Raw genomic sequence first — 15,952 nt, 5'->3', positions numbered from 1 at the left:
ACTATCAAATCTAGAACTTAACATTGTCATGTTTAAAGAGTGGACAAAAGGCAGATTGCCAGTCCAATACCTACGAGTCAGGAACGGCTATAGCCGGAAAAATAATGACCGATCAACATATAGAGACACGAGGCGCGCCGGCATTGCGCCTCGTCGCAGTAAAAAAAGCCTTCGGCCCCACGGAAATCATCCGCGGAGTGGACTGGACCGTTGCGCAAGGCGACTGTCACGTATTGATAGGCCCCAATGGAGCCGGAAAATCCACGCTGTTCAACCTGATCAGTGGCCGTATCAAGCCCAGCAGCGGACAGATTGAATTGAACGGACGTCCCATTACCAAGCTGGGAGCAAACAAGATCAGCCGCAGTGGACTAGGCCGCAGCTTCCAGACCAACAATCTCTTTGTGCGTATGAGCGCATTTGAAAACGTCCGCATCGGCGCCTTGCGGGCTGTCGGATACGGACCCTCCTTCTGGCGCGGTCTCCCGCGTGGAGGGGCTGCCGATATGCGCGCACTGGAGGTTCTCGATGAAGTCGGCTTGCTGGAAAAATCACGTGTTGCCGCGGGCCTGCTGACTTATGCCGACCAGCGAGCACTGGAAATTGCACTTGCCATCGCCGGCGGGCAGAAAGTGCTGCTTTTTGACGAGCCCACCGCCGGCATGAACAGAGAGGAAACTGCGCGTGTCATCGGGCTGCTGCAACGCCTGCGCACCGCAGATTCCGAGCGCACTATCGTCATCATTGAGCATGACATGAACGTCGTTTTTGAACTGGCTGACCGGATTTCGGTACTGGTGTACGGGCAGATCATTGCCACCGACACCCCTGCACGCATCCGTACCAACCGCAGTGTGCAGGAGGCCTACCTGGGCGTTCCCACGGAAGCACCTGCATGCAAGGAACCGTCATGAAAAGAGAATTCCATTTTCCTGCGCTGTTTTCCGCTCGCGCCGTTATCGCCGGCTATGGACAAGGCCAGGTGCTGCACGGCGTTGATCTCGACGTCGCCGCGGGTGAAACCGTAGGGCTGCTTGGCCGCAACGGCGTCGGCCGCTCCACCCTGCTCAAAGCAATCATGCGGCTGCTGCCGGCGGCAGGCGATATCAGCATGGCTGGCGCCCCTTTGGGACAGGCATCAACCCACGCTGTCACCCGCGCTGGTATTGCCTACGTGCCGGAAGAGCGAGCCATTTTCCCGGATCTTACCGTGCGAGAGAATCTTGCCGTAGGCAAACGCGGGCGCAACTTTCACGGCCATGAAGACAGTGCCGGCGCCAGCTGGAGTGAAGAAGAATTCATGGACATGTTTCCTAACCTCAAACGGCGCGCCAACACCGCCGGCGGAGTCCTTTCAGGCGGTGAACAGCAGATGCTGACAATCTGCCGCGCGCTGATGGGCCAGCCGCAACTCATCCTCATCGACGAACCAACCGAAGGCCTCAGCCTGGCGATGGTGGAACAAGTAGCGGTGCTGCTGCGCGAGGTGGCGCGACGCGGCGTGGCAATTCTTCTCGTCGAACAAAAGCTGACGATCGCACTCGACCTGTGCGACCGCATCAGCGTCATGGGCCATGGCCGCATTGTTTTTGATGGAAGCGTAGATCAGTTCCGTAGCGACACGAACGTGCGCGCGCAATGGCTGGAAGTGTAATCAAATAAAAGCCCACAAGGGCATCTTAAGGAGACTTTTCATGTTGAGTAATTCCGGATTCAAAAATGTGTGTTCCAGCCTGGCCTGGATTGCCGGCGTAACCGCTGCCATGCCCTCCCTGGCAGCCGAGCCAATCAAGGTCATGCTGATAGACCCGATGTCGGGACCGCAATCGGCAACTGTAGAACGTGCAAGCAAAAACCTGCAATACGCCATCAAACGCCAGAACGATGCCGGCGGACTGAAGGGGCGCCAGGTTGAGCTGGTCACCTGTGATAGCAAATTCAATCCCAAGGACGGCAAGAATTGCCTCGACCGCGCTATAGGCGATGACATCCACTATGTATTCCAGGGGGTAGGCTCCAACGTCACTCTAACCCTGCTTGACGGCATCGAAAAATACAACGCCCGCAATCCTGGCAAGGAAATCGTGTTGATGAACTGGGCTGGGCTCGATGAAGAAATGACGAACAAATATTGCTCGTTCTGGCAATTTCGTACGGACGCCCATATTGGCATGAAGGTTAAGGCGCTAGTCACCTGGCTGGCAGCAGATCCCAGCATCAAACGGGCTTACCTGATCAACATGGATTACTCCATGGGCCAGGGCGCCACCGCTTCCGCCATCCATTTTTTGAAACAGATGCGACCGGACATAGAGATCGTCGGTTCGGAATTACACCCTGCAAACCGGGTGCAGGACTTTACTCCTTACGTTGCAAAAATTCGCGCTTCACGGGCTGACGTAGTCATCACCTCCAATATCGGAACAGACTTGAACCGGCTGGTACGTGCTGGCAACGATATCGGCCTGAATGTGCGCTGGGTTACGACTTACGCCTCCCAATACGGACAAGTCACGGCCATAGGCCAGAAGGGCGTAGACCATATTTTTCAGGCGGGCGACTCCATCATGAGCATGGACGAACCTGCTCTCGACAAACTGCAGGATGAGTGGCGGGCCGCCGGCCAGGGAGACTTTGAAAGTATCCGCATCTACCGCAGCTGGCTGTTCCTGTCAAACTCCATCGCCAAGGTAGGGCCGGAAAAGCCGCTGCAGGTAGCCAAGGCGATAGAAGGCATGACTGTCAGCATTGGCGGCTACCAGGCCAGCATGCGCGCGACCGATCACCAGGCCCAGCTCCCGCTCAATATTTCGGTACTCAGCACAGCAGCCAAATACAAGCAGGAAAGCACACCCTGGGGCTTCAAGCTGCTCAAAGTCTATCCTGCCGCCCAAATGAGCGAACCGACGACATGCCAGATGAAACGTCCATCCGGAGCATGAAAACCGCAGCGTATAACCTTAAAGCGAGATCCGCATGGAAACCTTGGCGCTAGGCCTGTTCAATGGCATCACCTACGGCATGCTGCTATTTTTGATGGCGGCCGGCCTCACGCTGGTGTTCAGTATGCTTGGTGTGCTCAATTTTGCGCACACCGCGTTTTACATGCTGGGCGCTTACTTCGGCTACACCTTCTCCCAGCTTCTTGGCCTGGGGTTCTGGTGGGGGCTGCTGGCGGCCCCGGTCTGTTGCGCTGTGCTCGGGGCACTGGTTGAACGCTTCGGCCTGCGGCATGTACTGCGGTACGGCACCCTCGGTCCGCTGCTGTTCACTTTCGCTCTTGATGTCGTTCTGGTGGAGTTGGTAACGCTGGTGTGGGGCAAACAGCCGGTGTCGTACCAGGTGCCGCACGCTCTCGACTTCGCCCTGTTCACTCTCTACGGCATTGAATATTCGGCGTATCGCGCATTTGCCCTGGGCATGGCGCTGGTGGTGCTGGCAAGCCTGTTCCTGATGCTGAAGATGACGCGCATAGGGGTTACAGTGCGTGCATCGCTATCGCATCCGGAAATCGTCAATGCGCTTGGCCACAACCTCCCTGCCCTGCGCGCCGGTGTGTTCGTCCTCGGCGCAGCCCTGGCTGGACTGGCGGGTGCACTGGCAGGCAATATGCTTGGCACGGAACCGGGCATGGCCAACCAGCTCGGCACCGTATTGATGATCATCATCGTAGTCGGCGGCCTCGGTTCTCTGGCAGGCGCCTTCGTCGCGTCGATACTGATCGGGGTACTTCAGACGCTGGCAATTTCCAGCGGCCTGTCATGGGGAGATTTTCTAGGTCCGCTGCAACATTGGGCAAGCCTGTTTGTCGGGACCGGCACGCTGAGTGAACCATTGAGCCGCTACGCAACGCTGATTCCTTTTGTGATGGTAATCGCGATCCTGGTGTTCAGGCCACGCGGATTGATGGGGAAACGAGAATGAACAATACCGCCGACTCAATACTGGCAGCACCACAGGCCACGAACGCCGCACGCTATACGGCTTATCTGCCTCCACGCCGTTCCCTGCAAAGCCAGGCTACGCCATGGATATTGACACTACTGTTGATGCTGGCCCTGCCTTTCCTGTTTTCCGGCATGCTCGGTGTTTCGGTGCTGACCCAGATATGCACCGCCATCACCTTTGCGCTCGCTTACAACATGCTGCTGGGAGGAACAGGCCTGCTATCGTTCGGACATGCCCTTTACTTCGGTATCGGCGCCTACACCACGGGCCATTTGCTGAACGGCTTCGGCGCCGCCGTGCCGGTAGTCCTGCTGCCCCTGGCCGGCGGTCTGGCAGCACTGCTGGCGGGAGCTGTACTGGCATTATTTACCGTGCGCCACGACAAAACCACTTACGCCATGATATCGCTGGCAATCGGGCAGCTTGCATTTGCCGCAGCAACGATCATGACATCCTGGTCGGGCGGCGATTCCGGCATTCGCCTCAATCCGGCTGATGCAAATGGCTGGGGAATCGATTTTGGCTCTCCTCGCGCCATGTATTTCCTGATTGCCGGATGGACCTGGCTCTCTGCCCTCGCCATGTTCATGCTGACACGTACACCACTCGGACGCCTGATGAACGCGACCCGCGACAATGCCGAACGTGTCGAGTTTGTCGGCTTCAGCCCTGTCGGAATACGCGGTCGCGCGCTGACACTGTCGGCCGGCTTTGCGGGCATTGCCGGCTCCCTGTATGCACTTGGCATGCAGGTCGTCACGACTGACACATTCGGATTGCCGCAAACATCAGTCGTCATGCTGCAAACCTATATTGGCGGCTACGGCAGTTTCTTTGGGCCTGTACTAGGCGCAGTACTGATGACATTGTCGGCGGCCCACCTGTCGGCGCTGACAGACGCCTGGCCGCTGTACATCGGCGCATTCTTCCTCATCGTCATTATTTTTTCACAGCAGGGCCTGGTAGGCGCGGCAACCAATGCCTGGACTTATTTTCCCCGTGCCTGGAAGGAACAGGGCACCGTCCGCCTTGGCACCAGCCTGCTCAAGCGTTTGCTGTTCAATCTGATGACTGTTGCAGGCTTCATCGGCTTGGTCGAAATGATTCAGTCATGGTCGCAAAACAGCAGCGCGCCAGTGACGATACTGCAAGGCGCCGCCTCATTCTCCATTGATCCCCACGCACTGTGGCACTGGCTCGCTGCCGCACTGTTGCTGATTCTGGGCATCACCGGTTTGCGCTGGATGCGCAGACCTGCGCACTAGGCTAGGCAAGTTGGGAAAATCAGGCCGATGGGGCGAGCTGGCGCCATCCCCAATCGGGAGAATCGCAATGCGCAGACTTGCGCTTTCGTCCGATACAAAATTTGCAGCAGCGGCAAAAAAACATCAAAAAACGGCGACCGGCTACACAGAATAGCCGGCGTCCCGGTAGCAACTGCTTGCATCTTCGCCGCAAAACAGCGCCTGCCGCGAAGGCAAGTCTAAAAAATAAATTGATAACAACACCAATGGAGACAACACATGAGCATGAGACCCATCCTTCCGCCAGGAACGATAGACGTACAGCAATTTATCGATAACCAAAGATTTTCACCGTATCAGTGGCTGATTCTCATTCTCTGCTTCCTGACTCTTGCCGTGGACGGTTTCGATACCTCCTCCATCGGATTTGTGGCGCCAGCGCTGACGAAGGAATGGGGAGTTTCAAAGCTTGCGCTTAGCCCCTTGCTCAGCGCCTCGCTGATCGGCCTGGCACTCGGTGCACTCGTCGCGGGGCCGCTGGCCGATAAACTGGGCCGTAAGATTGTCCTGGTCGTGTCAGTCGTGGCATTCGGCGTCTTCAGCCTGGCTTGCGCATACGCAGATTCGATTGCAACGCTCACTGTCTGGCGCTTTCTCACTGGCCTCGGCCTGGGCGCAGCCATGCCAAACGCGACGACATTGTTGTCGGAATATGCTCCGGCGAGGCGGCGCGGACTGCTCGTCAACCTGATGTTTTGCGGGTTTTCACTCGGAGCAGCGGGCGGCGGCTTTGTATCTGCTGCTGTCATTCCTGAATTTGGATGGCGCAGTATATTCATTATTGGCGGAATCATGCCACTGGCCCTGGCAGCCTTTCTTTTGCTGCTGCCAGAGTCGATCCGCTTCATGGTAATACGCGGATGGCCGGTGCAAAAAATTAAAACAGTGCTGCGCCGCATTGCAGGCATCAAAGAAGTGGACGCAACGCGATTTACACTGACAGAGGACCAAAGCGGCATTCACAGCTCACCCTTGGCGGTGATCCTCTCGCCTCGCTACCGCACCGGCACACTGATGCTCTGGCTGACCTATTTCATGGGCATGCTTGTCTATTACCTGATGACAGGCTGGCTACCGACACTGATCAAGGATTCCGGCATGACGCTGCGAGAAGCCTCTCTTGTCTCTGCCGTCCTCCCTATTGGCGGCACATTGGGCGCACTCAGTTTCGGATGGCTGATGGACAGGATGAACCCGCACGTCGTTGTTGGCACGGCATTTTTCTTTGCAGGCATCTCCGTCTGGTCATTGGGCCAGGTGGTGGGAAATATTACCTATCTTACTGTACTGACATTCAGCACAGGCCTGTTCATAGGCGGGGCGGCGATATCCATGTCCGCTCTGGCAGCGTCGTTTTATCCGACCCAAGGCCGCGCATCCGGTGTCGCGTGGATGCTGGGAATCGGGCGTTTCGGCGGTGTATTAGGCGCAGTGGTAGGCGGCACATTGCTCCAGATTGGCCTCAGTTTCGCGACGATCCTTGGCTTGCTGGCAATACCGTCGTTCATCGCCGCAGGTGCGTTATTTTATAAAAACTCTGCCCATGGCAGCCGTCAATATCGCCTGGCAAGTACAAGTAATACCTGACCGTTTTTTGGCAAGCATAGCTGTTCAGGAAGCCGGCCTCCGTCAAACGACAAGGTTCTCGGCCGGCCTTTTTTTTTGCACAGACCTCGTTTTTATCGGAAATCATATGTTGATCAAAATTGAAACTGCATTGGTTGACCCTGCGAATTTCAAGGGCGAACCACTCTCAATAAATCGCCGCACCTTGCTCAAAGGGGCCGCCGCCATGGCGGCGATGGGCGCCGGCCTATCAGCTAAACCTGCGAGTGCTGCAGTATCACAGCCAAATGAACTTGGGGTAGCAGCTGCTGCGGCGGCAATCAGGAACGGTGAAATGACGGCAGAATCCTATGCTGCCGGATTGCTTGCAAGAGCACGCAAGAACGCCGATCTGAATTCTTTCATCACGTTAGATGAAGGTGCCGTGCTTGAGGCCGCAAGATCCGCCGACCTGGCCAGGGCAGCCGGCAAAATTTCGCCACTGCTAGGGGTTCCATTTGGCATCAAGGACAGCTACCTGACGCGCGGACTTAAAACCACTGTCGGTACTGCTGTGCTGGACAAATACATACCTGACCGTGACGCTGCCGTCGTTTCGTCCATTCGCAACGCCGGCGCCATTGTCTTCGGCAAGAACAACCTCGTAGAAATGTCGTATGGCCTGACGGGGAATAACACTCATTATGGGCAGGTAAAAAATCCGTATGACAAGACTCATGTCACCGGCGGCTCTTCAAGCGGCGCGGGCGCGTCCGTCGCTGCCAGAATCGTGCCGGCGGCACTTGGCGGTGACACAGTAGGCTCCATCAGGGTACCGGCTTCGCTATGCGGCGTCGTGGGGTTCAAGCCTACTCCTGGACGCTGGCCGGACGATGGAATTGCGCCGATTTCTGGCACCCTCGACACCGCCGGCATCCTGGCGCGTAGCGTTGAAGATTGTATCCTTGTTGACAGCATAGTAAGCCGCTCGCCTTCATCGAACGTAATTGCGCGGGCCGGGCTGAAGGGTACCCGTATTGCCTATGCTCCCAGGCAGTATCTGGATGTCGTAGATTCTGACATCGAAAAGCTCTTTCTCGAAAACCTGCTGAAATTAAAAGATGCAGGTGCGGAGATCATCGAACTGGATCTCGGCGATGACTTTGCTTCTCTGACAGCAAGGGCGACATGGACCATCATGGCCCGCGAAGCCAGGCCGGCAATAATGGAATTCATCAAGAAAGAAAACATCTCTGTATCGTTCGACGATATCTATCAGGATCTTGATCCTGACATTAAAGGCGTATGGAATAGCATCGTACTTCCCGGCGGGCCCGGCTATAGCTCCGACGAAAAATTCAGCAACGTGCTGAAAAAAGACCGACCTGAATTGCAGCGCCGTTTCGCGCAAATGGTGTTTAATCGAGCAGACTGCATTATTTTTCCAACCACGCCATGCGCCGCGCCTGCCATTGCGAACCAGCGCAAGTTCATCGTCGGCAGCAAGGAGCATCCCTATCTGGTGCTTGCAAGGAATACAATTCCAGGCAGTTGCGCCGGTCTTCCCGGGATCAGCCTTCCGGCTGGACTTTCGCAACAAGGTTTGCCTGTTGGTATAGAGATCGATGCGGCGCCAGGACAAGACAGGAATCTGCTTGCCCTGGCGCAGAATATCGAATCCGTCATCGGTTCGATTCCTGTGCCTTCCGGCCTGCGTTAAGTCAAGGCAGGCGGGATGGAAAATTTTGTTGTAAATCCCATCCTGTCCTTAGTTCTGTCCTTAAATATAAGCATGGTCAGGTTCTGTCCGCTTAACATTTTCGTCCAGCCAAACATTACAATGAAAAGTTAAATATAGATGTGATTTTGAGCTTGCAGTGACCTTAGCTACCTGGATGTCCACCCAGAAATCCTCAATAAATCATCGCAACTATGATATCGTTCGTACTTAAACTTTCACCGTAAAGATCATGGCCACAACAAATATCAACGCCCCGGTCGCAACCAAAAAAAATGGCTGGCATCACGGAAATTTGCGCGAAGAAATGGTCGTCCGCGGGCTGGAACTCATAGAGCTACGCGGTGCTTCCGAGCTTTCGTTGCGGGAAGTGGCCCGCTTGGCAGGCGTATCTCAAACAGCGCCGACCCATCACTTCGGCGACAAGGAAGGTTTGCTTGCGGCCATCGCTTCTGCGGGCTTTCGCCTGCTGATGAGCGAACGCATGGCTGCGCTGAAGGATGGCATGAGCAAGGAAGAGCGGCTGCGCGTCGTAATGCGGGTGTATGTCGCATTCGCACTACAGCGGAATGAACTTTTCCACCTGATGTTCGGCCCGCGCATCTCCGATAAGCGCGAGCATCCCGAATTAATGGAAGCCAGCCAGGGCTCATTCCAGTTCCTGAATAATTCAATCGCCGAATTCATGGCTGGGGATGCCGATGCTGCGCGCCCTCCGCGTTTTTCTGCGCTCGCCGTGTGGTCCGGCATGCATGGTCTTGCCACGCTTCTCGCAGACAGGAAAAGCGGCCTTTTCCAGGTTCCGGATAATCTTGTCGACCAGGTATGCGAAAGTGTCACCAATGTCCTGCTTGGCGGCCTGGTTGCCGTGCAGGTTCATGCGCAAACTCAGCAGGCTGCATTGCCTGAAAAATCTGCCCGGCCGACCAGGGCTGCGAAGGCGCCACGAGCTGCGCCAAAGCCCCGTGTCCGCAAAACACCAGAGCCCGAATAAAAGGCCGCCAGGGCTGCCCGGCGGCTTTGTATCTACGCAGTACGATCCGCCCGGTCCTTGTCGTTCAGCGCCTTGATGGAATCGCGGGCATTCGCCCAGTCATTGTTCGACCAGTCCTTGAAATGATAGAAGTTGCCCCCGGTGGCAAGCGAGTTGGCTCCGTCTATCGTCAAGGTCTGTCCGGTCAGCCATTGAACGCCGTCGGCCATCAGGAAGGTGGCCAGGTTCTGCAATTCCGACATCTCCCCTACCCGGCCCATAGGACTGCCCTCATCCCTGCCTGAGTCTTCGCGGCCCGGATACAGGCGCTTGCTCATGCCATCGGTGGGGAAGGCGCCCGGAGCAATAGCATTCAGGCGGATGCCGTAGCGGCCCCACTCCACTGCCAGGGATTTTGTCATGATATTGACGCCAGCCTTGGACATGGCGGACGGCACGACAAAGGGGCCGCCATTATTGACCCAGGTAACCAGAATCGATACGACGCTGCCCGGCAAGCCGGCCTCTATCCACCGCCGCCCAATAGCGTGCGTAACGTAAAACGTGCCATGCAACACAATGTTGGCAATGGCATCGAAGCCTCGTGTAGACAAGTCTTCCGTACGGCTGACAAAATTTCCTGCGGCGTTATTGACCAGGCCGGTCAACGGCCCCTCCTGCCATATTTGCTCTATCATGGCGTCCACCGCTTCCGCATTGCGGATATCGACAGCGATACCCTTGACGCTGCCGCCAAAGCGATCCATCAGCTCGCGGCCCGTCTCTTGCAACACATTTTCGCGGCGACCGCAAATATAAATCTCGGCGCCGAGTTCCAGGTATTTCGCGGCAATTTCCTTGCCCAGGCCTGAACCGCCTCCGGTGACGAGAATGCGTTTGCCTTTCATCAATTCTTGCTTAAACATGTGTGCTCCTTGGATTGGTTGTTGTGTGGGATACTGGGGGATTGCTGCCCAACGCGGTCGCACCGCTGTCTGCCATCGCCGCGATCTGGGCAGCGGTGTAGCCTGCTTCACTCAGGATTTGCGCGCTGTGTTCGCCAAGCGCGGGCGCGGGCCTCATCGTGCCGAGCGGGGTTCCCGACCAGCTGGTCGGGTTACCCAAGGTGCGGACAAGGCCCTGGCTGGGGTGTTCTTCCTCAGCGATGAAGCCAGTCGCCACCAGGTGCGGATCCTCGAGCAGATCATCAATGGAATTGATTTTCTGGTGCGGGATATCCGCTTGATCGAGCAAGGTTTGCCATTCAGCCGTAGTGCGTTCCGGCATGACGGAAGCGACCCATGCGTACACATAGCGGATATTGCGTGAGCGCGCGCGCTGCGTGCAAAACCGCGGATCGGCAAAGAGCTCCGGTCGGCCGACAGACTGAAAAAAGTTGCGCCAGTGCTTGTCGTTATAGATCAGCACGCACAGATAGCCGTCTGCCGTGCGGTACGGCCGGCGGTCGTGCGACAGCAAGCGGTCATACCCCGCCTCGCTCACTTCAGGCTCAAAGCTGCGTCCCGCCATGTGGTCGGCCAGCACAAAGTGGGCTACGCTTTCAAACATCGCCACTTCCACTTCTTGTCCGCGTCCGCTACGCTCACGCGCATATAGGGCAGCGGTAATCGCGTAGACAACGTGCAGACCGGTAACCCGGTCTGCCAGGGAAACAGGCGCGTAGGCCGGCTGTTCAGTGCCGTATTGCTGCATCAGCCAAGGAATCGCGGTCGCTCCCTGGATGAGGTCGTCATAGGCAGGACGGTCTGCGTAAGGGCCCCGCGCGCTGAAGCCGCAGGCATTCACGTAAATCAGGCGCGGGTTGACCGCAGAAAGCGCGGCATAGTCAAGCCCCAGACGCTTCATTGCCGCCGGACGGATATTCGACAGCAATACGTCTGCATCCTGCGCCAGCTTCAACAGTGCCGCACGAGCCGCCGCCTGCTTCAGGTCCAGCACCAGGCTGCGCTTGCCGCGATTATTGTGCATGAATACATGCCCCATGCCCTCGCCCTCATTGCGCATCACCCCTGCCTCGCGCACATTGTCACCTTCAGGCGCCTCCACCTTGATAATATCGGCACCCAGGCCAGCCAGCGTAACGGTCGCCAATGGCCCCAGCACAATAGAGGTCAGATCAAGCACGCGAACTCCAGCCAGCGGCCCCGCGCCGAGTTCGGCATCGATTGCATCGTTCATTAAAATTCCTCCGTTTTAATTGCCATGATCGAGGTAGCGCCTGTAGTAATGCGCCGGTGTAATTGCTCGGTTTCCGGCAGCACGCGCTGAAAATAGAAGTCGGCAGTCTTGATTTTTCCCTGCAGGAAATCTGTAGCGTCGGAGCCTGCCTGCAAGGTGTCATGCGCCGCACGGGCCATGCGAAGCCATGCGCCGCCCATGGCAACAAGACCGAACAAGCGCAGGTAGTCGGACGCCGCGGCGCCGACCTCAACCTGCACCCCGCCCGCACCGAGCGTCCGCAGACGCGTGCTGGCGTGGCGCAGTAAAGCAAGTGCAGCTGCCAGAGCGCCTGCCATCGTATCCAGCGCTGCATGATGCCGGCCCTCGCTAACGAGCGTTTCCAGCCCGTTCAGGTAAGCTTGTAGTACCCGGCCGTCGTCGAGGCCGATCTTGCGGTGTACCAGGTCCAGTGCCTGGATTGCATTCGTTCCTTCATACAGGGGTACGATACGGGCATCGCGGTACAGATGCTCCATGCCGTTTTCATGCACATAACCATGGCCGCCGAACACCTGGATTCCCAGGTAGGTAACTTCCAGCGCGCAATCGCTGATGAAGCTTTTCAGCACAGGAGTCAGGAGTGCCAGCCGGCCTTCCGCCAATTCACGTTCAGCCTGGTCCGGATGGCGAGCCTTGATGTCAAGCGCAAGCGCGGATTCGATGTAAAGTGCCCGGCTACCCTCAACCAGTGCTTTCATTTTCAGCAGAGCAATGCGCACATCAGGATGCCCGATGATATGCGAAGGGCCGGGCTCGCTCTTTGCCGCATCCGGTGTGCGCCCCTGGCACCTTTCCTTGGCGTACGACAGCGCATTTTGAAAACTGATTTCTGCCGCTCCCAGGCTCTGCACCGCGACGCCGATGCGTGACGAATTCATCATCGTAAACATCGCCTGCATGCCGCCATTTTCCTTGCCTAACAGCCAGCCCTGCGCTTCTTCGAAATGCAATACCGCCGTCGCCGAGGCCCGGATGCCCATCTTGTGTTCGACTGAACCGCAGGCAACACCATTTCCGGCCCCTGTTCCCGGCAAGTATTTAGGCACGACGAACAGGCTCAGCCCGCGCGTTCCTTCAGGCGCATCCGGCAGTCGCGCCAGCACCAGGTGAACGATGTTTTCTGTCAGGTCATGGTCACCGCCGGATATGAATATCTTGGTGCCGCTGACTTGATAAGAACCGTCGGCCACCGGTATAGCGCGGGTGCGCAGTTGCGACAGGTCTGAACCGCCTTCGGCCTCGGTCATGCACATGGTGCCGGCCCACTCTCCCGCCGCCAGCCTGGGCAGGTAGGTCTGCTTCAATTCTTCGCTTCCATGCGCCAGCAAAGCCCTGTATGCGCCTTGCGACAAACCTGCATACATACCGAATGACATTGAGCCTGACGCCACGAACTCGCGCACGATCAATCCTAGCGAGGCCGGCAGGCCTTGCCCGCCGTATTCGGGATCGGCCGCAAGCGCGGACCAGCCGGCTTCACGGTACAACCGGTACGCACGCTTATAACCCGGCGGCGTGGTGACAGCGCCTTCCTCGAACAGGCAGCCTATATTGTCGCCCGGCAAATTGATTGGCAACACGGTTCCCTGCACGAATGTGGCAGCACTGTCGAGCACCGCCAAAACTACGTCCAGGCCGACTTCTTCATAACCGTCCAGCGTGCCGATGACGGTTTCATAGTGAAACACCTTCTCCAGCAAAAAGCGTACATCACGCAGGGGAGCTTCATAGGTTGGCATAAATGGCACTCACAGAAAAAGGAGGTAAAAAATTCCAGGATCCAGGCTGCCGTGGCCGGCAGAAAAGCATTCATGGAGCATCAAAACTTAAACTTGACAGTGTTATGTTACTCGCACATACTGCATCATGCAAGCCTGAAAAATCAAATTTAAATCAACAAGGAGATTTCGCCATGCACGACAAAGGAACACATCTTTTTCCCGCAATGGAACGTATAGACTTTGGCAAGCCTGCAGCAAAAGCGCTGGCTGCAGAAGCGGAGCGGCTTGGCAGCAAGCGGGTTTTTCTCATCGTCAGCCGCAGTCTCAACAACGGCACTGATGAAATCGCCAAGATCGTCGCGGCGCTCGGCGAACGTTTTGCGGGCCTGTACGACGGCGTGCCTCAGCACACGACGCGCGAAGGCGTTGTCGAAACTACCCGTGCGGCACTGGCTGCAGGGGCTGACCTGCTCGTCGCAATCGGCGGAGGCTCGGTAGTTGACGCTGCCAAGATTACAAGCTTGTGCATGGAACATAAGATTCTGGATGCCGATGGTCTGGATGGTTTCGAGGTCAAGTTTGACCAGTCCGGACGGGTCAGCATGGCTTCCTTCAAAGGTCCAAGCGTGCGCATGATCGCGATTCCGACCACGCTGTCGGGGGGAGAATATAACGCCGGCTGTCTGGTGACCGATCCTCGCCGCAACCTGAAGCAAACTTTCTTTCATCGCAAGATGATGCCCGTCACCATCATCCTTGACCCTGCGCTGCTGCGCCACGCGCCAGCGCCTTTACTGCTGGGGTCCGGCACGCGGGCCATGGACCATGCCATTGAGGCCTTGTGTTCGCCGCGCGGCACCCCTCTGACAGACGCTGCCGTGCTGCGCGGCCTGACGCTGATGGCTAAATGGTTACCGCGCAGCCATGCCGACCGCAATGACCTTGAAGCCAGCCGCAATTGCCAGACTGCTTCCTGGCTATGCTCTTTCGGCCTGCAATCCCGCGTGCCCATGGGCGCCAGCCATGCTATTGGCCACGTGCTCGGCGGTACTTGCCACGTGTCGCATTTCCTGTGCACGCCGGTAATGATGCCCGCCATCCTGGAGTACAACCGTCCTGCGTGCGAGGAAGCACAGCAAGAGCTTGCAGCCGCCCTGGGCCGACCGGGAATGGCGGCAGCAGACGCGTTCCGGGAATTCTGTCTCGGACTGGGCCTGCCTACCAGCCTGCGCGAGGTGAATGTATTGCCGGACCAGTTTGATCTGATTGCGGAAACGACGATGAAAGAAGAATTTTTTATCTACAGCAACCCGTGCCCGGTGGCCTCTCCCTCGGACGTGGTGGAAATATTGAAGCTGGCTGCCTGAACCTACCGCCCTGCTTTTCTGTTAGCCAACGTTAACCAACAACGGAACCACTATCATGACCACTACCAAACCCATTCTCGTTACCGGCGCTGCCGGCAGGGTCGGCGCCATAGGGCGCACCGTGACCCAACTGCTGATCGAAAAAGGTTTCCCTGTTCGCGCGATGGTGCGCAAGGAAGACGAACGCGCAGAGGCCTTGCGCGCCATGGGCGCCGAAGTCGTGACCGGCAACCTGCTCGATCTTTCCGATATGCACCGCATCATTGCGGGCTGCGAGTCCATCTATTTCGGCATGTCGGTGTCGGACGCCTACCTGGCAGCCACTGTGAATGTTGCCGCCGTGGCGCTTCACCATGGTGTAAAGGCATTTGTCAACATGTCGCAAATGACCTTGTCACAGATGAGCATTACCGAAAGCACCGACAGCCCGCAGCACAAGCTGCACTGGCTTGCCGAACAGGCGCTGAACTGGTCCGGCCTGCCGGTCGTTCACGTGCGGCCGACCGTGTTTCTGGAAGGTTTTTTCTTGCGTTTCTCGGCCCAGGCAGTCAAACAGTCCGGTGAGATCCGCCTGCCTTTCGGCGAAGGAAAGACCTCCCCGATTGCCGCCGATGACGTAGCGCGCGCAGTCGCCGCCATCTTGTCCTCCCCTGCCGCGCACATCGGCCATACCTACCACCTGACCGGTCCACGCTCGGAAAATATGCATTTTTATGCACAGGAATATGCGCGGGCCCTAGGCCGGACAATTACCTATCAGGACATACCCGTCGGCCCATGGAAGGATTCCCTGGTTCAGGCCGGCTTGCCGCCGCACCTGGTCAACCATCTTGCAGTCATGGCCGATCTGCATCGCGCGGGAAGGTATGACCGGCAGTCCGGCGAAGTCCTGGCGCTGACCGGCCGCGAGCCTACCAGCGTAGGCGATTTCGTGCAGCGTCACGCGGCGGCATTTTCAGCCGCTTAAACCTTACGGACCTTTCATGAAAGCAAACCTATGAAAATCGGCATCCCCGCCGAGACACGGCCGGGCGAGACGCGCGTAGCGGCAACGCCCGAAACCATCAAGAAATACGTTGCGGCCAAACATCAGGTCATCGTGCAGTCCGGCGCCG

13 protein-coding genes and 1 pseudogene are annotated in these 15,952 nt (G+C 57.3%); 11 read left to right on the top strand and 3 right to left on the bottom strand.

Annotation, left to right across the window (positions count from 1 at the left end):
- The first annotated feature begins 104 nt into the window (after positions 1-104).
- The 8 genes from ACO0LO_RS24275 to ACO0LO_RS24240 all read left to right on the top strand — a co-directional run bounded on the left by ACO0LO_RS24275 (position 105) and on the right by ACO0LO_RS24240 (position 9,529).
- Complete coding sequence (locus ACO0LO_RS24275) at positions 105-914, top strand: ABC transporter ATP-binding protein (RefSeq protein ID WP_422968257.1); 810 nt, start codon at positions 105-107, stop codon at positions 912-914.
- Positions 911-1,654: an ABC transporter ATP-binding protein gene (locus ACO0LO_RS24270; RefSeq protein WP_422968256.1), complete on the top strand. Its 744-nt coding sequence runs from the start codon at positions 911-913 to the stop codon at positions 1,652-1,654. The genes ACO0LO_RS24275 and ACO0LO_RS24270 overlap by 4 nt, the downstream gene beginning before the upstream one ends.
- Positions 1,655-1,694: 40 nt before the next feature.
- Complete coding sequence (locus tag ACO0LO_RS24265; RefSeq protein WP_422968254.1) at positions 1,695-2,942, top strand: branched-chain amino acid ABC transporter substrate-binding protein; 1,248 nt, start codon at positions 1,695-1,697, stop codon at positions 2,940-2,942.
- 34 nt (positions 2,943-2,976) lie between these two features.
- Entirely contained in the window at positions 2,977-3,924 is a 948-nt protein-coding gene (locus tag ACO0LO_RS24260) for a branched-chain amino acid ABC transporter permease (protein ID WP_422968252.1), read from the top strand.
- Positions 3,921-5,213, top strand: a complete 1,293-nt coding sequence (locus ACO0LO_RS24255) for a branched-chain amino acid ABC transporter permease (RefSeq protein WP_422968250.1) — start codon at positions 3,921-3,923, stop codon at positions 5,211-5,213. Before ACO0LO_RS24260 ends, ACO0LO_RS24255 begins: the two co-directional genes overlap by 4 nt.
- Before the next feature lie 258 nt (positions 5,214-5,471).
- Positions 5,472-6,839 (top strand): MFS transporter, encoded by a 1,368-nt coding sequence (locus ACO0LO_RS24250; protein ID WP_422968248.1) that lies wholly within the window; start codon positions 5,472-5,474, stop codon positions 6,837-6,839.
- Complete coding sequence (locus tag ACO0LO_RS24245) at positions 6,796-8,517, top strand: amidase family protein (protein WP_422968246.1); 1,722 nt, start codon at positions 6,796-6,798, stop codon at positions 8,515-8,517. The genes ACO0LO_RS24250 and ACO0LO_RS24245 overlap by 44 nt, the downstream gene beginning before the upstream one ends.
- Positions 8,518-8,767: 250 nt before the next feature.
- Entirely contained in the window at positions 8,768-9,529 is a 762-nt protein-coding gene (locus ACO0LO_RS24240) for a TetR/AcrR family transcriptional regulator (protein WP_422968244.1), read from the top strand.
- Positions 9,530-9,561: 32 nt separating this feature from the next.
- Here ACO0LO_RS24240 and ACO0LO_RS24235 read toward each other — a convergent pair whose 3' ends face one another.
- Genes ACO0LO_RS24235 through ACO0LO_RS24225 form a run of 3 tightly spaced genes read right to left on the bottom strand, consistent with a single transcriptional unit; the run spans position 9,562 to position 13,488 of the window.
- Positions 9,562-10,434, bottom strand: coding sequence for an SDR family oxidoreductase (locus ACO0LO_RS24235; protein ID WP_422968242.1), 873 nt, complete (start codon positions 10,432-10,434; stop codon positions 9,562-9,564).
- Positions 10,427-11,707: a CaiB/BaiF CoA transferase family protein gene (locus tag ACO0LO_RS24230; protein WP_422968240.1), complete on the bottom strand. Its 1,281-nt coding sequence runs from the start codon at positions 11,705-11,707 to the stop codon at positions 10,427-10,429. The genes ACO0LO_RS24235 and ACO0LO_RS24230 overlap by 8 nt, the downstream gene beginning before the upstream one ends.
- Positions 11,707-13,488: an acyl-CoA dehydrogenase C-terminal domain-containing protein gene (locus ACO0LO_RS24225; protein ID WP_422968238.1), complete on the bottom strand. Its 1,782-nt coding sequence runs from the start codon at positions 13,486-13,488 to the stop codon at positions 11,707-11,709. Before ACO0LO_RS24225 ends, ACO0LO_RS24230 begins: the two co-directional genes overlap by 1 nt.
- A gap of 173 nt (positions 13,489-13,661) precedes the next feature.
- Between ACO0LO_RS24225 and ACO0LO_RS24220 the strand changes: the two genes are divergently transcribed.
- The 3 genes and pseudogenes from ACO0LO_RS24220 to ACO0LO_RS24210 form a co-directional block, all read left to right on the top strand.
- Positions 13,662-14,837: an iron-containing alcohol dehydrogenase gene (locus tag ACO0LO_RS24220; RefSeq protein WP_422968236.1), complete on the top strand. Its 1,176-nt coding sequence runs from the start codon at positions 13,662-13,664 to the stop codon at positions 14,835-14,837.
- 55 nt (positions 14,838-14,892) lie between these two features.
- Positions 14,893-15,804: an NAD(P)H-binding protein gene (locus tag ACO0LO_RS24215; protein WP_422968234.1), complete on the top strand. Its 912-nt coding sequence runs from the start codon at positions 14,893-14,895 to the stop codon at positions 15,802-15,804.
- 30 nt (positions 15,805-15,834) lie between these two features.
- Positions 15,835-15,952, top strand: a pseudogene (locus tag ACO0LO_RS24210) (NAD(P)(+) transhydrogenase (Re/Si-specific) subunit alpha); the annotation flags it as partial.

The sequence above is a fragment of the Undibacterium sp. TJN25 genome, assembly GCF_049339885.1.
In the GTDB taxonomy this organism is placed as follows: domain Bacteria; phylum Pseudomonadota; class Gammaproteobacteria; order Burkholderiales; family Burkholderiaceae_D; genus Undibacterium.
This window is presented reverse-complemented; position numbering and strand designations above follow the sequence as displayed.